The organism is Kaistia sp. 32K, from assembly GCF_016629525.1.
Classification (GTDB): domain Bacteria; phylum Pseudomonadota; class Alphaproteobacteria; order Rhizobiales; family Kaistiaceae; genus Kaistia.
In genome coordinates this window covers 1,347,069-1,369,621 of the sequence record NZ_AP024269.1, presented here as the reverse complement: position 1 = coordinate 1,369,621, position 22,553 = coordinate 1,347,069, and the positions used below count along the sequence as shown (strand labels likewise).

The following is a 22,553-nucleotide window of genomic DNA, read 5'->3' as shown; positions in this document are numbered from 1 at the left end:
TTCACTGAGTTCCCCTCCCCCATCGGGGAGGGTTTTTGCTATGCGTATCGAATTCTCCAGCGCCGGTGCCGCGTCATGAAATTCACGCGGCTCCGCGTTCACGGCTTCAAGTCCTTCGTCGAAGGCACGGACTTCCTGATCGAGCCGGGGCTGACCGGCGTCGTCGGGCCGAATGGCTGCGGCAAGTCGAACCTCGTCGAGGCGCTGCGCTGGGTGATGGGCGAAAGCTCGTACAAGAACATGCGCGCGTCGGGCATGGACGACGTCATCTTCGCCGGCAGCGGCAAGCGCCCGGCCCGCAATACCGCCGAAGTCACCCTCGTCGTCGACAATCACGACCACAAGGCCCCGGCCGCCTTCAATGATGCCGACGTGCTGGAAGTCACCCGCCGGATCGAGCGAGAATCGGGCTCCGTCTACAAGATCAACGGCAAGGACGTGCGCGCCCGTGACGTCCAGTTGCTCTTCGCCGACGCCTCGACCGGCGCGCGTTCGCCGGCCATGGTCGGCCAGGGTCGGATCGGCGAGCTGATCTCGGCCAAGCCGCAGGCCCGCCGCGCCGTGCTGGAGGAAGCCGCCGGCATTTCCGGCCTCTATTCCCGCCGCAACGAGGCGGAGCTGCGGCTCCGCGCCGCCGAGCAGAACCTCGAGCGGCTGGAGGACGTGCTTTCCGAGCTGGAGAATCAGCTGGAAGCCCTGAAGCGGCAGGCGCGGCAGGCCAACCGCTATCGCAATCTCTCCGCCGACATCCGCAAGACCGAGGCGACCGTCCTCTATCTGCGCATGCTGGCGGCTGCCGTGCAGATGCGCGACGCCGAGACCGCGCTCGCTGCCGCCGGCGAGACGGTCGTGGCGCGCAGCGAGGCGCAGGCGAAGGCCGCGCGCGACCAGGCCGTCGCCGCGAGCGTGCTGCCGGGCCTGCGCGAGGGAGAGGCCGGCGCCGCCGCCGCGCTGCAGCGCCTGACGCTCGCCCGCGAGCAGCTCGACAGCGACGAGAAGCGGATGAAGGAGCGGCTCGTCGACCTCGACCGCCGCCTCGCGCAATTGAACGAGGACATCCAGCGCGAGCAGCGCATGGTGAGCGAGAACGCCGCCATCCTCGAACGCCTCGATGCCGAGGAACAGACGCTGCGCCGCGAGGAACAGGACGCCGTCGGCAAGCAGGCCGAGGCGGACGCCGCCCGCGGCCTGGCCGAATCGAAGCTCGGTGAGACGGAGCGCAAACTTGCCGAGGCGACCGCGGCGCATGCGGCGATCGCGGCGCGGAAATCGGAACTCGAACGCGCCCACCGCGAGGCGGGCGAACGCACGATGCGCGCCAGCAGCCAGCTGGCCGATGTCGACCGCGAGCTGATCGCGCTGGTGCGCCAGATTGCCGAGCTTCCCGGCGTCGCGCCCGCACAGGAAGCCGTCGCCGCCGGCGAGGCCGCGGTCGCTGCCGCCGAGGAGAAGGCGGTCGCGGCCGAGCGCCAGTCGGTCCAGGCGCGCGACAACGAGACGACCGCGCGGACCCCGCTCGCCGAGGCCGAGCGCGCCCTTTCCGGCATCGAGACCGAGGCGCGGACGCTGGCCAAGATCCTCGGCTCCGGCGCGCAGGCCGGCCGGAGGCCGCCGCTCCTCGACACGCTTTCCGTCGCCAAGGGTTTTGAGGCGGCGCTGGCCGCCGCCTTCGGCGACGCGCTCGACGCGTCGGACGACCGCCAGGTGGCGGCGCACTGGCGCGGCGCCGCGCCGCTCGCCGACGATCCGGCGCTGCCCGAGGGCGCGCAGCCGCTCGCGGTCAAGGTCAAGGCGCCGGCGCTTCTGACGCGCGCCCTGGCGCAGGTCGGCATCGTCGCCCGCACCGATGGCCCTGCCCTGCAGAACCTGCTGAAGACGGGACAGGTGCTGGTCTCGCGCGAGGGCGACCTCTGGCGCTGGGACGGCTATGTCGCCACCGCCGAAGCCCCCACCGCCGCCGCGATGCGGCTCGCCAACCGCAACCGCCTGGCGGAGCTGGAAGAGGCCGCGATCGGCGCCCGCACCCTCGTCACCGAGCGGCAGAATGCGCTGGCGCAGGCAGCCCTTGCCGCGCGCGCGGCGCAGGAACAGGAAAGACTGGCGCGTGACGCCGGACGCGCGGCGCAGCGCGGCCTCGACGAGGCCCGCAACCGGCTCGCCGCCGTCGAGCGCGAGGCCGGACGGCTAACCAGCCGGCGCGGCGCGCTGGAGGAATCACGCGCCCGGATGGCGACGACCGTCGCCGAGACCGAGGCGCAGAGGAACGAGGCCGAGGCGGCGCTCGCCGCCGCCGCCGATCCGCTGGCGGCGCAGCAGGAAGTCATGGTGCTGCGCGGCGCGGTCGCGGAGGATCGCGGCGCGCTCTCCGAGGCGCGCGCGGCGGCCGACAATTTGACCCGCGAGACCGACATCCGCCGCCGCCGGCTCGCGGCAATCGCCGCCGAGCGCCAGAACTGGCAGGAGCGCGCCACCAACGCCGACAGCCAGATCCGCATCCTCGCCGGCCGCCGGACCGAGATCGAGACCGAGCGGGGCGGCCTCGCCGACGCGCCGGCCGAGATCGAGCAGAAGCGCCGCGCGCTGCTCTCCGAGATCGACAAGGCGGAAGCGGCGAAGCGCCAGGCCGCCGACGCGCTGCGACAGGCGGAGACGACGCTCGCCGCCTTCGACAAGGCGTCGCAGGAGGCGATGACCGCGCTCTCCGAGGCGCGCGAGCAGCGCGGGCGCGGCGAAGAGCGGCTGAAGGCGACGCAGGAGCGCCGGCTCGAGATCGAGGCGCGCATCGTCGAGATCCTCGATTGCGAGCCGCATGAGGTGGTCAAGCAGGCCGAGATCGATCCCTCGGCGCCGGTGCCGGATCTCGGCCAGCTCGAAACCCGGCTCGACCGGCTGCGGCAGGAGCGCGAGAAGCTCGGCGGCGTCAATTTGCGCGCCGACGACGAGGCGGTCGAAGTCGCGGCCCGGCGCGAGGCGCTGATCAAGGATCGCGACGACCTGATCGAGGCGATCCGCCGGCTGCGCCAGGGCATCGCCAGCCTGAACCGCGAGGGCCGCGAGCGGCTGCTCGCCGCCTTCGACGTCGTGAACGGGCATTTCCAGCGGCTGTTCACCCATCTCTTCGGCGGCGGCGCGGCCGAATTGCAGCTGACCGAATCGGACGATCCGCTCGAGGCCGGGCTCGAAATCATGGCGAGCCCGCCCGGCAAGAAGCAGCAACCGATGACGCTGCTCTCCGGCGGCGAGCAGGCGCTGACGGCGCTGGCGCTGATCTTCGGCGTGTTCCTGACCAACCCGGCGCCGATCTGCGTGCTCGACGAGGTCGACGCGCCGCTCGACGACCACAATGTCGAGCGGTTCTGCAACCTGCTCGACGAGATGGCGCGGACGACCGACACGCGCTTCGTGACGATCACCCACAATCCGATCACCATGGCGCGGATGAACCGCCTCTTCGGCGTGACGATGGGCGAGCGCGGCGTCAGCCAGTTGGTGTCGGTCGACCTCGAAACCGCCGAGCAGTATCGCGAAGCGGGCTGACGGTCAGCGCAGCGTGTAGCCGCCGTCGGCGTAGAGCGTCGTGCCGGTCATGAAGCTGTTTCGCATCAGGAAAAGCACGGCATCGGCGATCTCGTCCTCGGTGCCTGGACGGCCGGCCGCCGCGATCCGGCTGTAATGCGCGAAGGCCGTCTCGCGGATCGCCTCGGGACGGCTCCGCCAGAGATGACCGTCGATCGTGCCGGGCGACACGGTGTTGACCCGGACCGGGGCGAGCTCCAGCGCCAGCGCGCGGCCGAGCCCCTCGATCGCGCTGTTGCAGGCGGCATAGGCGGCAGCGCCCTTGAGCGGCCGAGCGCCGGCGGCGCCCGCCATCAGCACGATCGAGCCATCGGATGCGAGCTTCGGCGCGGCGGCCTTGATGGCGTGGTACTGGCCCCAGAATTTCGTCCGGAACGGGCTTTCGGCATCCTCGTCGGAAAGATCCGCCAGCGATCCCACCGTATAGGTGGCGGCCGGGACGAAGAGATGGTCGAGCGTCGCCAGCGGCTCGAAGAAGGCGCGGATCGACGCGCGATCCTCCAGGTCCGCGCTGGCGCCGCGCGCCTTCGGCCCGATCGTCTCGACGGCTTTCTGAAGCCTCTCCGCCGAACGGCCGCCGAGCACCACCTCGGCCCCGGCCGCGGCGGCGAGCTCGGCGACACGAAAGCCGATGCCGGAGCCGCCGCCGATGATCGCGACGGTCCTGCCCTCGAATGTCGCCCTGCCCTCGATAGTCATGCGAAACGTCCTTGCTGCTGAATGCGGGCAACTAGACTATCCGCGCGATGAAGGACCGTATGCAGGGAACCGGACGCTTTACTCGGGACCCCAATTCCCCAATCATGCGACTATGATCGACCTCGCCCGCCTCGAAGGCATCGCCACCTTTGTCGAAGTCGCCGACGCCGGCAGTTTTACCCGCGCCGGAGAGCGGCTTGGGCTCGGCCGCTCGGCGGTCGGCAAGACGATCGCCCGTCTGGAGGCACGGCTCGGCGTGCGCCTGTTCAACCGCACCACCCGGAGCTTGAGCCTCACCGACGAGGGCAGCCGGTTTCGCGAGAGCTGCCTCAAGGCGCTCGCCGAACTGGAGAGCGCCGAGGCGAGCCTCGCCGAGCGCACCAGCGCGGCGGCGGGGACGCTGCGGATCGAGATTCCGGTTCTCTTCGGCCGGCAATGGGTGCTGCCCGTCCTGCTCGAGATCGCCCGCGCCCATCCGCGCCTGCGCCTCGACGTCGCCTTCGCCAATCGGCGCGCCGACCTGACGACGGAGGGGATCGATCTCGCGGTACGGATCGGCGCGCTCGACGATGTGGCGGGGCTTGCCGCCCGCCGGCTCGGCACGCAGACGACGCAGCTCTGCGCATCCCCCGCCTATCTCGACCGCGCCGGCCGTCCCGGAACGCTCGCGGAGCTCGCCGGCCATGATTGCCTCGTCGAGCGCCGGCAGGCGCGGCCGACGCCCTGGCGGCTGGTCGATTCCGCGGGCAGGAGCCATGTCGCGGCCGTCGGCGGCCCCCTCGCGCTCGACCGCGCCGATGCGATCGCCGACGCGGTGATCGCCGGTCACGGCATCGCCTGCCTGCCGCGCTGGCTCGTCGCGCCGATGCTGCGCGCGGGTGTGCTGGAAACGGTGCTGCCGGAGATGACCAGCGACGCGCTGCCGATCCACGCGGTCTGGCCGCTGCAGCGGCCGATGCCGCTCCGGCTTCGCGTCGTCCTCGATGCCCTGTTCGATCGTTTCCTGCCGACGCCGCCCTGGGACGATACCGCTTAGTCTGGTCGCGTTTTCTTCACGCGAACCGGCATCCACTTCGCTCGAAAACGCTCTAGATCGCCTTCTGCGCCTGGAAGACGAACCATTTCAGGGGCATGTGGCCGGGATCGGCGCCGAATTCGGCCCGGAGTGCCTTGGCAACCGCGTCCACCAGCCGCTCCGGATCGACGCCGCCGCGCCCCCGGATCTCGGCGATCGCCGGGTTGCCGTAGACCAGCCCATGCGCAAAGGCATGCGCATCGGGAATGACGCCCTGGCGGCGGACTTCCGTGACCTCGATGTCGGTGAAGCCGGCCGCCGAGAGCGAGGTGCGGATCGGCTCGACCTCATGAGCGGAAAACGGCACGTGGTAGAACTGCGGCGGATCCTTCGGGAAGAAGCTGCCGATGGTCTCGTGCACGATCCGGCCATAGGGATTGTCGGCATGCGATCCCCAGGTGTTGAAGAAATAGTACCCGCCGGGATCGATCACGCGAAAAACCTCGCGGTTGCAACGATCCTTGTCGGGAAAGAACATCATGCCGAACTGGCAGACGACCACGTCGAACGAAGCATCCCGGAACGGAAGCACCATGGCGTCGGCGGTCTGGAACTCGACGGGCTCGCCGGGACGGAACTTCGACTGCGCCAGTTCGAGCATGGGCGCGTTGAGATCGGTCGCCGTCAGGCGGACGCTGACCGGCAGCACGTCGCGCAGCCGCCGGGTCAGGATGCCGGTTCCCGCCGCGATCTCCAGCACCAGCGCCGGATTGCGGCTCTCGACGCGCCGGGCGAGATCCTCGGCCGCATCGACGAAGATCACCGGCCCGAGGCCCCGGTCGTAATCCTCGGGGATATTGCCGACGAAGCGCGCGATATCGCTGCCCATAATCCACCCTCGGTTGATGCCAAGGGAAATAGGCGAACCGACTGCTGCGGCAAGGAAGGGTCTTTTCGGACTTGTCTTTTGGACTTGCCATCCGGCGGCGAGCCATTATGTTGCGGCCATCCGAATGAAGGGAGTACCCAGACGATGAAGCATCAGGCCACCGCGACGGCGTAACGCCGTGCCCGCCTGTTCCGGCGCAAGGCCCAAGGCCCAGCGCAAGCTCCATCTTCCGGTATTGCCATGTCTCTTCGTTCCGCCACGCCGCTCGTGGCCCTGAATGACGTCTCCTTCACGACGCCAGACGGACGCCCCCTCCTCGACCGCATCGATCTCGCCTTCGGCCCCGAGCGCACCGGCCTTGTCGGCCGCAACGGCATCGGCAAGTCGACGCTCCTGAAGATCCTCGCCGGCGAGATGCCGCCGGCGCAGGGCTCGGTCGACCGCGTCGGTCGCATCGCCATGCTGCGGCAGGATTTGCGCGCGACCGCGGGCCAGACGGTCGCCGGCGCGCTCGGCATCGCCGACGATCTCGCCCGGCTCGACCGCATGGAGCGCGGCTTCGGCTCGGCCGAAGACGCGGCGGAGGCCGACTGGACGCTGGAATCCCGGCTTGCCGACGCGCTCGCCGCCGTCGACCTTCCCGGCCTCGATCCGGCGCGCGAAATGGCGAGCCTCAGCGGTGGCCAGCGCACGCGGCTCGGGCTCGCAGCCCTGCTCCTTGCCGATCCCGACATACTGCTGCTCGACGAGCCGACCAACAATCTCGACGCCGACGGCCGCGCCGCCGTCGCCCGCCTGCTCGCAAGCTGGAAGAAGGGCGCGATCGTCGTCAGCCACGACCGCGAGCTGCTGCGCGACATGGACCGCATCGTCGAGCTCTCGTCGCTCGGCGCGCGCGTCTATGGCGGCAATTACGACCTCTATGCCGAACGGAAGGCAGCCGAGCGGGCAACGGCGGCGCGCGATCTCGATCTCGCCAAAAGCGAGGCCAAGGCCACGGAGCGCCGCATCCAGGCGGCGGTCGAGCGCCAGCAGAAACGCGACGGCGCGGGCGCACGAAGCCGCGCCAAGGGCGACCAGGCGCGGATCCTGGTCGACGCCAAGCGCGATCGCAGCGAGCGCACGAAGGGCGCGATCGGCCAGCGCGCCGAGCGCCAGCGCCTGGCCGTCTCCGAGACGCTCGCCAGCGCCGAGGCCGAGGTGGAGCGGGTGGAGACGCTGGGGATCGCGCTGCCTTCGACCGGCCTGCCGGCGAGCCGCGTCGTGCTCGCCGTCGAGCGGGCGGGCTTCGCCTATCCGGGTGAACCGCCCGTCATCGCCGATTTCAGCCTCACCCTGACCGGGCCGGAACGGATCGCGCTGACCGGCCCGAACGGCGCCGGCAAGTCGACGCTGCTCCGGCTCGCGAGCGGCGACATCGAGCCGACCGAGGGCCGCGTGCTCCGCCCGGTCGCCTCGGCGAGGCTCGACCAGAGCGTCGGCATTCTCGATCCCGCGCTATCGATCGTCGAGAACTTCCGCCGGCTGAACCCTGACGCCAGCCTCAACCACGCCCACGCCATGCTCGCGCGCTTCCTTTTCCGCAACCAGGCGGCGCTGAAGCCGGTGCATGCGCTTTCCGGCGGCGAGACGCTCAGGGCCGGCCTCGCCTGCGCGCTCGGCGGCGCGACGCCGCCCGGCCTCCTCATCCTCGACGAGCCGACCAACCATCTCGACCTCGATTCGATCGCAGCGATCGAGGCGGCGCTCCGGGATTTCGACGGCGCGCTGCTGGTGACCAGCCACGACGAGGATTTCCTCGCCGCGATCGGCGTGACGCGGCGCATCGTCCTGTCGCGCGATACGGTCAGCCCTGCGAAGCCGGGCCCAGTGCGTTGAGCGGGATCTTCAGATAGCGCCGGCCGTCGCTTTCGGGCGGCGGCAGCCGGCCGCCGGCGAGGTTCACCTGCAGCGCATGCAGGATCAGCTTCGGCATCGGCAGCGTCGCGTCGCGCGCCCGGCGAAGCGCTACGAACTCGGCCTCGCTCGCCGCCTTGGCGAGATGGACATTCTCGGCTTTCTGCCGCGCCACCGTGCTTTCCCAGGCCGGCGCGCGGCCGTTCGGCATGTAGTCATGGCCAGTGAAGAGGCGCGTATTGTCCGGCAGCGACAGGATGCGCTGGATCGTCCGCCACATCGCATGCGCGTCGCCACCGGGGAAATCGCAGCGCGCCGTGCCGAAATCCGGCATCAGCAGTGTGTCGTGAACGAAGGCCGCGTCGCCCGCGACATAGGTGACGGAGGCGAGCGTGTGGCCGGGCGAGAACAGCACCTCGACCTCCATCTCGCCGAGGCGAAACCGGTCGCCATCGGCGAACAGGCGATCCCATTGCGAGCCGTCATCCGGGAAGGACGGCAGGTTGTAGAGCGTCTTCCAGAGCCGCTGCACATCCGTCACCTGCGCGCCGATCGCCATGGCAGCGCCGGTGCGCTCCTTCAGATAGCTCGCCGCCGACAGATGATCGGCATGCGGATGGGTGTCGAGGATCCATTCGACGCGGAGCTTCTCCCGCTCGACGAAGGCGAGCAGCGCATCCGCCGATTTCGTCGAGGTGGTCGCCGATTTCTCGTCATAGTCGAGGACGGGATCGATCAGCGCGCAATGCCCTGTGGCGGGGTCGGTCAGCACATACTGGACGCTGCCCGTCTCCCGCTCGAAGAACGCGTCGACGCGGGGGGAAACGGCCGTCTCCTGGCCCGTCGCATCGGAAGTCGGCGGCATCACCGCCAGGAACCCGGAACTGACGTCATAGCCGGTCGCATCGCTCATGCCCTGCTCCTGCTCCCGGGACAGGCGCCCGCGCGGGCCTTGCCTGACCACGATAAGGATGCGGCACGCCCCCTGAATTGATGCCGCGCTGGAAGACGCCATCGGCACCCGACGCGCCGATTGGCCGGCGGCAAGCTAGCATGGAATGGCTTCGGCCGAAAAATCCGGCGGGCTCATTGGCCGCTCAGGTTTTTCCCGACTGCTGGCGCGTTCGGGCTATTTCCAGCATGATCGCCGCCATGATTCCGAGCCCCCCGCCGCCCCGCGCCGCCGACCTTCTCGCCTGGTACGACCGTCACGCCCGCCGGCTCCCCTGGCGGACGCCGCCGGCCGAGCGCCGCGCCGGCGTGAAGCCCGATCCCTACCGGGTCTGGCTCTCCGAGATCATGCTGCAGCAGACCAATGTGACGACGGTGAAGCCGTATTTCGAGGACTTCCTGGCGCGCTGGCCTTCGGTCGCCGACCTCGCCGCGGCCTCGAACGAGGACGTCATGAAGGCCTGGGCCGGGCTCGGCTATTATTCGCGCGCCCGCAATCTGAAGGCCTGCGCCGACACGGTCGTGCGCGAGCATGGTGGCCGTTTTCCAGACACGGCCGCGGGCCTGCGCGAACTGCCCGGGATCGGCGCCTATACCTCGGCGGCGATTGCCGCGATCGCGCATGACGAGCCGGCGGCGGTGGTCGACGGCAATGTCGAGCGGGTGCTGTCGCGGATCTTCGCGGTCGAGACGCCGCTTCCCGCCGCCAAGAAGGAGATCGCCGAGTTGCAGGCGCGGCTGACGCCCGCGAAGCGCGCCGGCGACTATGCGCAGGCGATGATGGATCTCGGCGCGACGCTCTGCACGCCAAAGCGGCCGGCCTGCTCGCTCTGCCCGTGGGAAAAATCCTGCACGGCTCATGCGCGCGGCACCGAGGAGCTCTATCCCCGCAAGGCCGCGAAAACAGACCGGCCCGAGCGCGCCGGCGCCGCCTTCGTCGCCATCCGCTCGGACGGCGCGATTCTGCTTCGCAAGCGCGCCGAGCGCGGCCTGCTCGGCGGCATGACCGAGGTGCCGGGCTCCGACTGGATCCCCGGCCCCGCACCAGCGCCGGGTCCGGGCGCCGCCCCCTTCCCGGCCGACTGGCAGCGCGTCACCGCGCCCGTCGTGCATGTCTTCACCCATTTCCGCCTGACGCTCGACATCTGGCATGTCCGCCTGCCGGAGGCGCATCCGGCGCCGGCCGATGCCTGGTGGGCGAGCGCCACCGAGTTGCCGCACGAGGCGTTGCCGAGCGTGATGAAGAAGGCGATCGAGGCGGCTGCCCCCGGAGCGACGCGCAAACGGAAATGACGGCGGGAAATCCCGCCGCCATCGCTCGTCTCGCCGCGCGCTACTGCTGCGGTGGCTGTTGCTGCTGCAACCGCTCCAGCTGATCGCGGATCCGGGGCGGCAGGCGCGGCGTCGCGTCGCCGTCGTTCTGCGGCTGCACCTTCACGCACTGGCCACGCCTGAGCACCGTGCCCTCCGGACATTCCGGCGCTTTTCGCTCCGGCTGTGTCTGGCGCTGCGGCTGCGGCTGGCGCTCCGGCGCCGGCTGGCGCGGCGGCGATGGCTGCTGGGCATCGACGCATTGTCCACGGCGCAGGCGCTGGCCCGGCCCGCACTCGACGGGCGCCGGACGGTTCGGCTGTGCGGGCTGCGCCGCCTCGGCCGGCACGCAGCGGCCCCGACGCAGCCGGGTGCCATCCGGGCATTCGGGCGCCTTGGGCTCCGCGCCCGGCTTCGGCGGCGGCTGGCGCTGCGGGCTGAGGTCGACGCAGCGACCGCCGCGCAGGCGCTGGTCCGGGCCGCACTCGACTGGCGCCGGGCGGTTCGGCCGCCCGGGCTGCGTCGCCTCGGCCGGCACGCAGCGGCCGCCGCGCAGGATCGTGCCATCCGGGCAATTGCGCTGCGGCCGGCGGGCGTCGACGCAGACGCCATCGACGAGGCGCTGGCCCCGGCGGCACTCCGGCGTGCCGGGCCCCGGATTGACGGGAGGAGTGACGACCGGCGGAACGACGACCGGCAGGCAACGACCGCCGCGCCGGATCTGGCCGTCCGGGCATTCCTGGACCGGGACAGGGCGGCAACGGCCGTTATCGTCCCTCACCTGACCACGCGGACAGGGCCGACCGCCCTGCGGCGGGATACAGCGGCCGTTGTTATCGCGGACCAGCGGCGGGCGGCACTCGCCCTGTGGCGGCACACATCGGCCGTTGTTGTCCCGCACCAGCGGCGGGCGGCACTCGCCCTGCGGCGGCACGCAGCGGCCGTTGTTGTCCCGCACCAGCGGCGGACGGCACTCGCCCTGCGGCGGCACGCAGCGACCGTTGTTGTCGCGCACCAGCGGCGGGCGGCAACCCTGCGGCGGGACGCAGCGGCCACGGTCGTCGCGCAGCATCGGCGGACGGCACCCTTGCGGCGGAACGCAACGGCCGTCCGGGGTCACGAACAGGTCCGGCGGGCAGCGCGGCGGGATGCACTGGCCGCGGACATAGATCGCGTCGCGCGGACAGCCGCAATAGCCGTTCGGCAGCCGCACCAGATCGGGCGGGCAGCGCCAGGGAATGCAGCGGCCGTCAACGAAGGTCTCGTAGCGGTCGCAGACGATCGGCGGCGGCAGGCACGCGCCGTTGATGCGGATCATGTCCGGCGGGCAGCCGAGGGCGATGCAATAGCCATCGCGGAATCGGGTGCCGGGCGGGCAGCGCGGCGGCAGCAGGCAGGCGTCGCCGACGAGGAAGGTGCCGACCGGACAGCCGAGGATTGGCGGCGGCGGCGGCAGCGGTTCGGAAAAGCGCGGCGGCGGGGGTGGTGGCGGCGCGGCGGCGCGGCGGGGCGCGACGCAGGGAAGCGTGGCGATCGCCCCCATATGGCCGGCGACCGCGCTGTCGCCCGGCCGGTCGTCATAATCGACGAACCAGCTCGAATTCGGCGGCGCATTGGCGGGGAGGACGAGCTGGGTGTCGTTGCCCTGCAGGCCATCGACCGTCCCGGCGGACGGCACGTCGCCGAGAAGCTGCTCGCCGGTCGACCAGAGCGTCACGGCGCAGGCATTCGGCTGCATCCGGCCATTTGCATCATAGCCCCGGCCGAGCGCCACGCCGCCATTGGCGTTCTGGTAATCGGGCAGCAGGCCGATCGCATATTCCTGCGGGACGGGCGTCCAGAGGCCGGGCTCGGAATCCGGCCGCGGCTTCGGACGGAAGCGCAGGACGCGGCTGCTGCCGCCCTCCGCCACATTGCGGAAATCATAGGCGCCGGTGGGCGGCGCCCGCTCGGCCGCGTAGAGCAGGCCGCGATTGTCGAAGGCGATCGAGGCCACCTCCATGCCGGGGTCGAGCGCCGGAACGGCGGTCTCGAACCGCGCGTCGCCGGCGAAAGAGCCGTCCGGCTGGATGCCGACCGACCAGATCTCCGGCCCGGCGGCGACCGAATAGAACAGGCGGCCATTGCGGACCGCGAGCGCGAACACCAGCCGCTCCGGATCGGCGAAACCCCAGGTCGCCGGCTGCTCCGTGTCGAAGGTCTGGGTGGCGATGTCGACGTTGACCGGCGTTAGCGGCGCCTCGGGCAGGCCGTTCTTGGCGCGGCCGTCGACGCCGTGGTCGTAGCTGCCGCGATCCGCGCCATCGAGCCCGAGCCGGTGGATCAGGCCGGTCGCCCGGTCGGCGACGAAGATCTGCTGGCTCTCAGGGTCGAAGGCGAGCCCGCCGAGCGACGCCGCCGCGTTGCCCCTGATATCGCCGATATTGGCGAAGAGCGCGACCTGGCCGGTGGTGCCGTCGACACGCCAGATCGAGCGCGGGCCGCCGTTCCGGTCGGCGGATCCGAACTGGTTCGGCAGGAAGGAGGCTCCGGCAAGGCCGTGCAGAAAAACCGCGAGCAAGGACACGGAGCGATCTGATCTACTTGGGCCGAAATCTATCGCAGGGCAGATTTTCCGGCCAGCATGATCATTATGCCGACATACGAAATTGTCAGTGACCGCCATCACAACGTCATGAAGATGCGGAAACTCGAAACCGGGATGGCAGGGCACGGGGATCCGGCATGAGCGAGATCAGGCACATCGTCTTCGATATCGGCAACGTGCTGCTGCGCTGGGACCCCGAGATCCCCTATCGCCGCCTGATCCCCGACGAGACCGCGCGGCGCCGGTTTCTCACCGAAATCTGCACCGGCGACTGGAACAAGGAGCAGGATCGCGGCCGCGGATGGGCCGATGGCGAAGCCGTGCTTATCGAGCGCTTTCCCGAGCATGAGCCGATGATCCGCGCCTTTCGGGCCAACTGGCACGAGATGATCCCCGGCTCCCTCGCCGAGACGCCCGCGATCCTCGACACGCTGGTCGCGGCCGGGCAGGACGTCACGGCGCTCACCAATTTCGCCAGCGACACCTTCGTTGAGGCGGTCGAGCGCTTTCCGTATCTGCGGCTGTTCCGGGGCGTCACCGTCTCCGGCGACATCGGCATGCTGAAGCCTGATCTGGAGATCTACCGGCTGCATGCGGAAACGTTCGGGCTGACGCCGGCCTCGACGCTCTTCTTCGACGACAGCCCCGCGAATGTCGAAGGGGCGCGGCAGGCCGGCTGGCAGGCCGAACTCTTCGTCGACGCCGCGACGATGCGGCGCGACCTCGCCCGCCACGGCGTGATCATTCCCCTCGCCGCCTCTTCCTCCGCCGCCACCTGACCGCCCGCCTCCGCCCGGGGCGCGAATGACGAGGGGTTGACGTTCGCCCACTCATGTAACATTTAATGTTGCATGAAACACGACAGCAGACTTTCGGGCGTCCTCCACGTCCTCCTCCACATGCTCGAGGCCGGCGAACCGCTCACCTCCGAGCAATTGGCCGCGATGATGTCGACCAACCCGGTCGTCATCCGCCGCATCATGGCGGGCCTGCGCGACGCGGGCTTCGTCGGCTCGGCCAAGGGCCATGGCGGCGGCTGGACCGTCACCTGCGACCCCGCCGCCGTCACCCTCGACGACATCTATGCGGCGATCGGCTCGCCGCCCGTCTTCGCGCTCGGCCATCGCAGCGAGAACCCGGCCTGCCTCGTCGAGCAGGCGGTCAACGCCTCGCTGGAATCGGCCTTCCAGGACGCGGGGCAATTGCTGCTCAAGCGCCTGCGCACGGTCACGCTGGCAGCGCTCGCCGCCGATTTCCACGCCCGTTTCCAGGCCAGAAATGCAACCAAGAAGGACATCAGCCATGCGGTATGACGCCATCATCATCGGCGGCAGCTATGCCGGGCTCTCGGCGGCGATGCAGCTCGCCCGCGCCGGACGCGCGATCTGCGTCGTCGACAGCAATACCCCGCGCAACCGCTTCGCCGCCGCCTCGCACGGCTTCTTCGGACAGGACGGCGCAGCGCCGCGCGCCATGATCGCCCAGGCCCGCGAAAAGCTCCTCGCCTATCCGAACGTCCATTTCGTCGGCGGCTCGGCCCAGTATGCCAATCCCGAGCCGGACGGTTTCTCCGTCGATCTCGGCATGGGGGAGACGCTGCGCGGCAGCAAGCTCGTGCTCGCCTTCGGCGTGATCGACGACCTGCCGGAGATCCCGGGCCTCGCCCAGAAGTGGGGCAAGTCGGTGCTGCATTGCCCCTATTGCCATGGCTACGAGTTCAAGGGACAGCGCCTCGGCGTCCTCAACGCAATGGAGAAGTCCGTGCACCAGGCGCTGATGATCCCGGACTGGGGGCCGACCACGTTCTTCCTGAACGGCGGCGCCATGCCGGACGAGGAGACGCTCGAGAAGCTCGCCCGCCGGGAGGTGTCGATGGAACCGGCGAAGATCGCGGCGCTGGAGGGGACGGAGACGGAGCTCACCGGCGTCCGGTTCGAGGACGGTCGCGTGGTGGCGCTCGACGCGCTCTTCACCGCCTCGCGGACGAGGATGGCGAGCCCGATCGCCGAGCAGCTCGGCTGCGCCTTCGACGACGGGATGCTGGGGCCGGTCCTGCGCACCGACGCCATGAAGATGACGACGGTTCCGGGTGTCTACGCCGCCGGCGACATCGCGCGCGGCATGCACAACGCCACCTTCGCCTCGGCCGACGGCGTCATGGCCGGCACCGGGCTTCATCAGGCGTTGATCTTCGAGCCGCTGGCGGCCTGAGGCGGCCTGCCAGCAGCCAATCAGGACACCGCGAAGCCGGGGCTTCGCGGCGTCGGCTCAGCCTCCGGCTGCAGCCAGTTCATCGCGGACGATCTTGCGAAGATCGTCGATCGAGGTCAGCCGTCCGTTGTGATGGACGTGCCAGAAGGTCCAGCCGTTGCAGGCGTCGAAACCCTGCACCAGCGCGCCGACGCGATGGATCGAGCCCATCAGCGCGCCGGATTCGAGCGATCCGTCGGCGCGGACGCGGGCCTGGTGGCGGCCGCGCGAATCCGTCAGCACGGCGCCCGGAACGATCAGGCCGCGCTCCAGCAGCGTGCCGAACGGAATGCGCGGCTCCGAACGCTTGCCCTTGAGCAGCTCGAGGGCGGCGGCCGGCGCCGTCTCGACGGCGTCGATGCGGGCCTGGGCGGCGTCGATATAGCTCTGCTCGCGCTCGACGCCGACGAAGTGGCGGCCGAGGCGCTTGGCGACGGCGCCGGTCGTGCCGGAGCCGAAGAACGGGTCGAGGACGACGTCGCCGGGCTTCGTCGAGGCGAGCATGACGCGGGCGAGCAGCGCTTCCGGCTTCTGGGTCGGGTGCACCTTGTGCCCCTCCCCGTCCTTCAGCCGCTCGTGGCCGGTGCAGATCGGCAGCAGCCAGTCGGAGCGCATCTGCACGTCGTCATTGAAGGCCTTCATGGCCTCGTAGTTGAACGTGTATTTCGAGTTCTGGCCGCGCGAGGCCCAGATCATCGTCTCATGCGCATTGGTGAAGCGCTTGCCGCGGAAATTCGGCATCGGGTTCGACTTGCGCCAGACGACGTCGTTCAGGATCCAGAAGCCGAGATCCTGCAGCGTCGCGCCGACGCGGAAGATGTTGTGATAGGAGCCGATGACCCAGAGTGCGCCATCGGGCTTCAGCACGCGGCGGACCGCGAGCAGCCAGGCGCGGGTGAAGGCGTCATAGGCCTCGAAGCTGTCGAACTTGTCCCAATGATCATCGACCGCGTCGACGACAGAGTGATCGGGACGGGTCAGGCCGCCTTCGAGCTGCAGGTTGTAGGGCGGATCCGCGAAGACGAGGTCGACCGACGCGGAAGGCAGCTTCTCCAGCGCGGCGACGCAATCGCCCTTGATGATGGTGTCAAGCCAGGGCGCCCTGTGAGCGACCTCGGCCGGCTTCCGAGCGAGTGCCTTCATTTCCCAACTCCCCGACGCAACAAGAACATGCGCCTATGGTTAGCGAACAGGGTGAAGGACGCGTTAGCAAGTATGGTTAATCAATTGTAACCACGCCGGATTGCACGTCTTTCGGTACATTCGACATCGTTTTGCCGAATCTCTTGGGTTATGGTTTCGGCAAAGAAGGACCCGGCGCCGGGTCGCATGTTCGAGGCCATCATGATCCGCGGTTTCCTTGCCCTGCCGGCTGCGCTGGCTCTCCTCTGCGCCACCAGCTTGTCGGTGCTCGCCGACGACGTGATGCTGGTGCTCGACGCCTCCGCCTCGATGGCCGGCAAGCTTGGCCGCGACCGCAAGATCGACCTGGTCGCCGACAGCATCGAAGCGGCTGTCGCCGATTTCCCGACCGAGGCGCGCATCGGCATGCTGGCCTTCGGCTCCAAGAGCAAGACGAGCTGCACGGACGCCTCCGTCATCGTGAAGCCGCAGCGCAACGGCAACGAGGCCGTCACCGCCGCCGCTGCCAAGCTGCAGCCGCGCGGCAAGGCGCCGCTGGCCGTCGCCGTCGAGCGCGCCGCCAACGCGCTCGACTACAAGAGCGCCCGCGCCACCGTCATCGTCTTCGTCGACAAGGTGGAAGCCTGCGACGCCAATCCCTGCGTGCTGGCGGAATCGCTCGCCGGTCGCGCCAAGGACCTGACCGTCGAGGTGATCGGCCTCGGCCTCGACGACAAGGAGATCGAACAGGTCGCCTGCCTCGCCGACAAGACCGGCGGCAAGTTCATCAACGCCAAGGACGGCACCGACGTCGCCGGCGGCCTCGCCGCGGCGCTCGCCGCCGCCAAGGCGCCGCCGGCAAACCTGCCCTCGGCCCATATCGAGGCACCGGCCAAGGTGATCCAGTCCAGCGTGTTCGACGTCGCCTATGACGGCCCGAAGGTGAAGGGCGACCGCATCCAGATCGTCTGGCCGGGACTGCCGGCGGGATCGGAAATCCGCAGCGCCCTCGTCGACAAGGACGGCAAGATGCGCCGGCTGCGCGCGCCGACCGAGGCGGGCACCTACGAGATCCGCTACTACCATCCGAAGCTCAACGTCATTCTCGCCACCCAGTCGATCGAGGTGGACGTCAAGCCGACCACCGTCACGGTCGACGAGCATGTCGGCGCCGGCGCGCCGCTGAAGGTGGTCTGGTCCGGCCCGGCCTCGTCGAAGGACGAGATCCGGATCGCGCCGGTCGGCGCCGCGCCCGGCACGAAGCTCGCCGCCATTCCCGTCAACAAGGACGGCCGCGCGCTGACCTTCATCGCCCCGACGGCGGCCGGCCGCTACGAGGCGCGCTACCTGTCGGCCGAGGACAATGCGGTCGCCGCCACCGCTTCCTTCACCGTCGACGCGCCCTCGGCCTCGCTCAAGGGCCCGGACACGGCCCAGGCGGGCAGCCGGATCACCGTCGACTGGTCCGGTCCCGCCGCGCGCTACGACGACATCGTCATCGCCCGCACCGACATGGAACCCGGCGATCACCTGACCATGGCCCGCATCCGCCCGGACCGCCCGACCGTCAGCATCGTCGTGCCGAAGGATCCGGGCCGTTACGAGCTGCGCTATATCGCCGGCGACGGCACCGCGATCTTCGCCCGCGCGCCGCTCACCGTGCGCTGATGACCGCCTGGCGGAAGAGTCGCGACAGAACGGGCCAAGACAGTTCCGCCGCGATCTGGTAGAGAGCCCGCTGGCTCGCGGGTTCGATCCTCCTCCGCGCTCGACCCTGCCTCTTCGCTCCCTTGCAACGCGCCGTCTCAGCCGAACTTCCGGAATTCGAGATCGCGCTCATACCGACCGGAAGTCCCTATGCTTGTTCTTTTCGATTGCGACGGGGTGCTCGTCGATTCCGAAATCATCTCCTCCCGCGTCGACAGCGAACGGCTTTCCGCCATCGGCTACGACATCTCGGTCGAGGAAATGTCGCACCGCTTCGCCGGCCTGACCTGGGAGCGCATCTCCAAGCTGATCGAGGCGGATCTCGGCCACGCGCTGCCGGAGAACTTCCACGCCGAGACCAATGCGGAGCTCGACCGGCGCCTCGCCAAGGACCTGCAAATCATCCCCGGCGTGCAGGACATGCTCGATCGCCTCGACTACCCGCGCTGCATCTGCTCGAACTCCTCGCCCGAGCGGCTGAAGATCTCGCTGACCAAGACCGAGCTCTACGACCGCTTCCGGCCCTACATCTTCTCGGCCGTCGCCGTCCGCAACAAGCAGCCGAAGCCGGCCCCCGACGTCTACCTGCACGGCGCGGCGGAGTTCGGCGTCGACCCGAAGGACTGCATCGTCGTCGAGGATTCGACCCATGGCATCCATGCCGGCCGCGCCGCAGGCATGCGTGTCATCGGCTTCACCGGCGGCATGCACTCCTGGCCCGGCCATGCCGACGCGCTGACCGCCGCCGGCGCCATCACGGTGATCAACCGCATGGCCGACCTGCCGGCGACGATCGAGGCGCTGGCCGCCTGGAACCCGGACGACCTCTGAGCCGCGGGGCGCACCCATGACGGTCCGGCTCCGCGCCCATCACCTGCTCTGCATGCTGACCTATGTCGGCAAGGGCTACACGCCGGACTTCTGCGCCAATTACGACCTGATCGCCGCGCGGCTGACGCGCGGCGAGGACATCCTCCTCGTCACCGGCCCGGACGACGTCTGCGCGCCGCTGCTGTCGACCGAGGACCCGCATTGCCACAATGAAAGCGTGCTGGAGCGCGACGCCGAGGCAGCCGCCTCGATCGCCGCCCTGCTCGACGCGCCCGTCCAGCCGGGCTTCCGGCTTTCCCTCGACGCCATGACGCTTACCCGCTTCCGTGCCGCCTTCGCCGCCGGGACCACGCGCACGGCCTGCGGCGGCTGCGAATGGTCGGGGCTCTGCGACAGCGTCGCCGGCGGCGGCTTCCAGGGCACGCGGCTGGCCGGGGGCTGAGCGTCTGGCCCGGCGGGTTACCTTCACCTCTTCCTGAGGAGGCCTTTGCAAGGAAGCGCGCCGTCGCCCCGGCGGAGGCCGGGGCCCATGAACACCGACCCAGGAAAGCTTGGCTCAGCCTATCGGATACAGGCCTGTGGGTATGGATCCCGGCCTTCGCCGGGATGACGGCGGAGGGTGGCAAGATCCGATCAGCGCGATAGCCCGCATTTGGGCGAAACAGTGAGGACCTGACCGTTCGGCTGCCTGCGATCGCCAGGACCGACACAGGCGAGCCCACTCTCCCGCGAGCGGGAGAGGGTCGGGGTGAGGGTTGCCCCTACTCCGCCGCGGCAGCCTCCACCCACGGCTCCGGCTTTTCCCATTTGAGCTTGGGCGAACGGGCCGCGCGCGTCTCGTCGAGGCGGCGGCGCGGGGCGAAGCGCGGCGCCTGCTGGAAGCGCTCGAGATCGCCCGCCTTCGCCTTCATCACCAGATCGCGCAGCGTCGCGATGAAGAGGTCGAGCGAGGCCTTCGATTCCGACTCGGTCGGCTCGATCAGCATCGCCCCGTGCACCACGAGCGGGAAATACATCGTCATCGGATGATAGCCCTCGTCGATCATCGCCTTGGCGAAATCGAGCGTGGTGACGCCGGTCCCCTCCAGGAACGTGTCGTCGAACAGCACCTCATGCATGCAGGTGCGGTCGCCGGAGGGCTGGCTCATCAGGTCGCGCAGGCCGGCGCGGACATAGTTGGCGTTGAGCACCGCGTCCTCCGACGCCTGCTGCAGCCCGTCCGAACCATGCGACAGCATGTAGGAAAGCGCCCGCACGAACATGCCCATCTGGCCGTGGAAAGCGGTCATGCGGCCGAAGGGGGTTTCACCCGGCAACAGGGCCTCCTCGCTTTCGACGAGGACCGGGCCATCCGCCTCGATGCGGACGAAGGGCAGCGGCGCGAAGGCGGCGAGCCGCTCGGACAGCACCACCGGGCCCGCGCCAGGACCGCCGCCGCCATGCGGGGTGGAGAAGGTCTTGTGCAGGTTGATGTGCATGGCGTCGACGCCGAGCTCGCCGACCTTGGCCTTGCCGACGATGGCGTTGAAGTTGGCGCCGTCGCAGTAGAAGTAGGCGCCGGCCGCATGAACGGCGGCGGCGATCTCGACGACGTCGCGCTCGAACAGGCCGCAGGTGTTCGGGTTGGTCAGCATGATCGCGGCGACGTCCGGCGAAAGCAGCGCCTTCACCGCCTCCGGTGCGACGGTGCCATCGGCGCGCGCCGGCACGGTGACGACCTTGAAGCCGATCAGGGCCGCGGTGGCCGGGTTGGTGCCATGCGCCGATTCCGGCACCAGCACGATGTTGCGCGTCTCGCCCTTGGCGGCGATCGCGGCCTTGATCGCCATCATGCCGCAGAGCTCGCCATGCGCGCCGGCCTTGGGCGACAGCGCCACGGCCGTCATGCCGGTCATCTCGATCAGCCAGCGGCCGAGCTCCGCCATCAGTTCGACCGCGCCCTTGACCGTCGAGAGCGGCTGCAGCGGATGCACGTCGCCGATGCCGGGAAGCCGCGCCATCTTCTCATTCAGGCGCGGATTGTGCTTCATCGTGCAGGAGCCGAGCGGATAGAGGCCGCTGTCGATGGCGTAGTTCTTCTGGCTGAGCCGCACATAGTGGCGCATCGTCTCCGGCTCGGAGAGGCCGGGCAGATCGATCGGCCGTTTGCGCGCGAGCCCGCCGAGGCGCGGCGAAAATTCCGCCGGCTCGTCGAGATCGACGCCGGTGACGTCGTGCCGGCCGACCTCGAACAGCAGCGCCTCCTCGATCTGCAGGGCGCGGTTGCCGGTGAAGGTATCGGGCGTGTCGGAGGTCGCGGCGGTGGCGGCGACGGTGGGGCGACCCTGGCTGTGCATGCTCATGCGAGCACCTCCGCGAGCGCGGCCACGAAGGCGGCGCGGTCTTCATCCGTGTTCACCTCGGTCGAGGCGACGATCAGGAGATCGGCGAGCTCCGGCTTGCCGGGTTCGAGCCGCGAGACGGGCACGCCGGCGAGCACGCCCTTCTCGACGAGCTTCTCCACGATCTCTGCCGCGTCGCCCGGAAGCCGGATCGTGAACTCGTTGAAGAACGAGTCATTCAAGAGGCTTACGCCCGGAAGCGCAGAAAGCGATTCAGCGAGCTTCACCGCATTGGCGTGGTTGATCCGCGCCAGCCGCGAGAGGCCCTTCTCGCCGAGCAGCGTCATATGGATTGTGAAGGCGAGCGCGCAAAGCCCTGAATTCGTACAGATATTCGAGGTAGCCTTGTCGCGGCGGATATGCTGCTCGCGGGTCGAGAGCGTCAGCACGAAGCCGCGCCGGCCTTCCGCGTCGACCGTCTCGCCGCAGAGCCGTCCCGGCATCTGGCGGACATATTTGAGCCGCGTCGCGAACAGCCCGACATAGGGGCCGCCGAAGGAGAGCGCATTGCCGATCGACTGGCCCTCGCCGACGACGATGTCGGCGCCCTGCGCGCCCGGCGGCTCGACGAGGCCGAGCGAGACCGCCTCGGTGAAGACCGCGACCAGCAGCGCGCCGACCTCATGCGCCTTCGCCGCGATCGGCGCGAGATCGATCAGATGACCATAGACGGAGGGCGACTGCACGACGACGCAGGAAGTGTCGGCATCGATCGCGGCCAGGATGTCCTCGGTCCCTCCGGGATCGGCCGGCAGCGCGTCGACCGTTTCGCCGGCCATGGGTGAGAGCGATTCGACCACGGCGCGGTAATGCGGATGCAAGCCGCCGGAGAGCACCGCCTTGCCGCGCTTGGTCAGCCGGTGCGCCATCAGCACCGCCTCGACCGTCGCGGTCGAGCCGTCATACATCGAGGCGTTCGCCACCTCCATGCCGGTCAGGTGCGCGACCTGGGTCTGGAACTCGAACAGATATTGCAGCGTCCCCTGCGTGATCTCCGGCTGGTAGGGCGTGTAGGAGGTCAGGAACTCGGAACGCTGGATCAGGTGATCGACGGTGGCCGGCACATGGTGCTTGTAGGCGCCGGCGCCGACGAAGAACGGCACGGACGAGGCCGATACGTTCTGCGCCGAAAGCCGGCCGAGCGTGCGCTCGACCGAGATCTCGCCGGCGGCGCGCGGCAGGTCGAGCCCGTGCACGCGAAGATCGCTCGGGATGTCGGCGAAGAGGTCGTCGATCGAGCCGACGCCGATCGTCGCCAGCATCGCCTGCCGGTCGCTGTCGGAATGGGGAAGATAGCGCATCTTCTGGTTCTCTCCTTCACCTCTCCCCGGGGGAGAG

Annotated in this window: 17 protein-coding genes; 10 read left to right on the top strand and 7 right to left on the bottom strand. The window is 69.6% G+C overall.

From position 1 onward, the window contains the following. Positions 1–75: 75 nt before the first annotated feature. On the top strand, positions 76–3,537 hold the full coding sequence (gene smc, locus K32_RS06020; RefSeq protein WP_201403155.1) for a chromosome segregation protein SMC: 3,462 nt from the start codon (positions 76–78) through the stop codon (positions 3,535–3,537). 3 nt (positions 3,538–3,540) lie between these two features. Here smc and K32_RS06015 read toward each other — a convergent pair whose 3' ends face one another. Next, complete coding sequence (locus K32_RS06015) at positions 3,541–4,275, bottom strand: SDR family oxidoreductase (RefSeq protein ID WP_201403154.1); 735 nt, start codon at positions 4,273–4,275, stop codon at positions 3,541–3,543. Positions 4,276–4,387: 112 nt separating this feature from the next. On the opposite strand from K32_RS06015, the gene K32_RS06010 reads away from it, so the two are divergent. After that, positions 4,388–5,311, top strand: a complete 924-nt coding sequence (locus K32_RS06010) for a LysR family transcriptional regulator (RefSeq protein WP_201403153.1) — start codon at positions 4,388–4,390, stop codon at positions 5,309–5,311. A 52-nt stretch (positions 5,312–5,363) separates the two neighbouring features. Here the strand turns inward: K32_RS06010 and K32_RS06005 are convergent, their stop codons facing one another. Further along, positions 5,364–6,179, bottom strand: coding sequence for a class I SAM-dependent methyltransferase (locus tag K32_RS06005; RefSeq protein ID WP_201403152.1), 816 nt, complete (start codon positions 6,177–6,179; stop codon positions 5,364–5,366). 240 nt (positions 6,180–6,419) lie between these two features. Here K32_RS06005 and K32_RS06000 point away from each other — a divergent pair, with 240 nt between their 5' ends. Beyond that, positions 6,420–8,057, top strand: coding sequence for an ABC-F family ATP-binding cassette domain-containing protein (locus K32_RS06000; RefSeq protein ID WP_201403151.1), 1,638 nt, complete (start codon positions 6,420–6,422; stop codon positions 8,055–8,057). On the opposite strand, the gene K32_RS05995 is transcribed toward K32_RS06000, so the two are convergent. Further along, on the bottom strand, positions 8,026–8,940 hold the full coding sequence (locus K32_RS05995; RefSeq protein ID WP_201404371.1) for an MBL fold metallo-hydrolase: 915 nt from the start codon (positions 8,938–8,940) through the stop codon (positions 8,026–8,028). The genes K32_RS06000 and K32_RS05995 overlap by 32 nt on opposite strands. A 287-nt stretch (positions 8,941–9,227) precedes the next feature. Between K32_RS05995 and mutY the strand changes: the two genes are divergently transcribed. Then, positions 9,228–10,319 (top strand): A/G-specific adenine glycosylase, encoded by a 1,092-nt coding sequence (mutY, locus tag K32_RS05990; RefSeq protein ID WP_201403150.1) that lies wholly within the window; start codon positions 9,228–9,230, stop codon positions 10,317–10,319. Between the two features lie 40 nt (positions 10,320–10,359). Here mutY and K32_RS05985 read toward each other — a convergent pair whose 3' ends face one another. Next, positions 10,360–12,903 (bottom strand): hypothetical protein, encoded by a 2,544-nt coding sequence (locus tag K32_RS05985; RefSeq protein ID WP_201403149.1) that lies wholly within the window; start codon positions 12,901–12,903, stop codon positions 10,360–10,362. Between the two features lie 158 nt (positions 12,904–13,061). On the opposite strand from K32_RS05985, the gene K32_RS05980 reads away from it, so the two are divergent. From K32_RS05980 to K32_RS05970, 3 genes are all read left to right on the top strand, one after another. Then, a complete protein-coding gene (locus tag K32_RS05980) occupies positions 13,062–13,703 on the top strand; it encodes an HAD family phosphatase (RefSeq protein ID WP_201403148.1) in 642 nt (213 codons plus the stop codon). Positions 13,704–13,775: 72 nt separating this feature from the next. After that, the gene (locus K32_RS05975) at positions 13,776–14,237 is read left to right on the top strand and encodes an Rrf2 family transcriptional regulator (protein WP_201403147.1); all 462 of its coding nucleotides are present in this window, start codon (positions 13,776–13,778) and stop codon (positions 14,235–14,237) included. Then, positions 14,227–15,135 (top strand): NAD(P)/FAD-dependent oxidoreductase, encoded by a 909-nt coding sequence (locus K32_RS05970; protein WP_201403146.1) that lies wholly within the window; start codon positions 14,227–14,229, stop codon positions 15,133–15,135. Before K32_RS05975 ends, K32_RS05970 begins: the two co-directional genes overlap by 11 nt. 57 nt (positions 15,136–15,192) lie before the next feature. Here K32_RS05970 and K32_RS05965 read toward each other — a convergent pair whose 3' ends face one another. Then, a complete protein-coding gene (locus tag K32_RS05965; RefSeq protein WP_201403145.1) occupies positions 15,193–16,317 on the bottom strand; it encodes a site-specific DNA-methyltransferase in 1,125 nt (374 codons plus the stop codon). 201 nt (positions 16,318–16,518) lie between these two features. On the opposite strand from K32_RS05965, the gene K32_RS05960 reads away from it, so the two are divergent. The 3 genes from K32_RS05960 (at position 16,519) to K32_RS05950 (ending at position 19,276) form a co-directional block, all read left to right on the top strand. Beyond that, complete coding sequence (locus K32_RS05960) at positions 16,519–17,964, top strand: VWA domain-containing protein (protein ID WP_201403144.1); 1,446 nt, start codon at positions 16,519–16,521, stop codon at positions 17,962–17,964. Between the two features lie 189 nt (positions 17,965–18,153). Continuing rightward, positions 18,154–18,834 carry an HAD family phosphatase gene (locus K32_RS05955; protein WP_201403143.1) on the top strand — a complete coding sequence of 227 codons (681 nt, stop codon included), beginning with the start codon at positions 18,154–18,156 and terminating at the stop codon, positions 18,832–18,834. A 16-nt stretch (positions 18,835–18,850) separates the two neighbouring features. Beyond that, a complete protein-coding gene (locus K32_RS05950; protein WP_201403142.1) occupies positions 18,851–19,276 on the top strand; it encodes a DUF1284 domain-containing protein in 426 nt (141 codons plus the stop codon). Positions 19,277–19,595: 319 nt separating this feature from the next. Here the strand turns inward: K32_RS05950 and gcvPB are convergent, their stop codons facing one another. Together gcvPB and gcvPA are read right to left on the bottom strand one after the other, a co-directional pair. Then, positions 19,596–21,176 carry an aminomethyl-transferring glycine dehydrogenase subunit GcvPB gene (gcvPB, locus tag K32_RS05945; protein ID WP_201403141.1) on the bottom strand — a complete coding sequence of 527 codons (1,581 nt, stop codon included), beginning with the start codon at positions 21,174–21,176 and terminating at the stop codon, positions 19,596–19,598. Then, positions 21,173–22,516: an aminomethyl-transferring glycine dehydrogenase subunit GcvPA gene (gene gcvPA, locus K32_RS05940; protein ID WP_201403140.1), complete on the bottom strand. Its 1,344-nt coding sequence runs from the start codon at positions 22,514–22,516 to the stop codon at positions 21,173–21,175. The genes gcvPB and gcvPA overlap by 4 nt, the downstream gene beginning before the upstream one ends. Between the last annotated feature and the right edge of the window lie 37 nt (positions 22,517–22,553).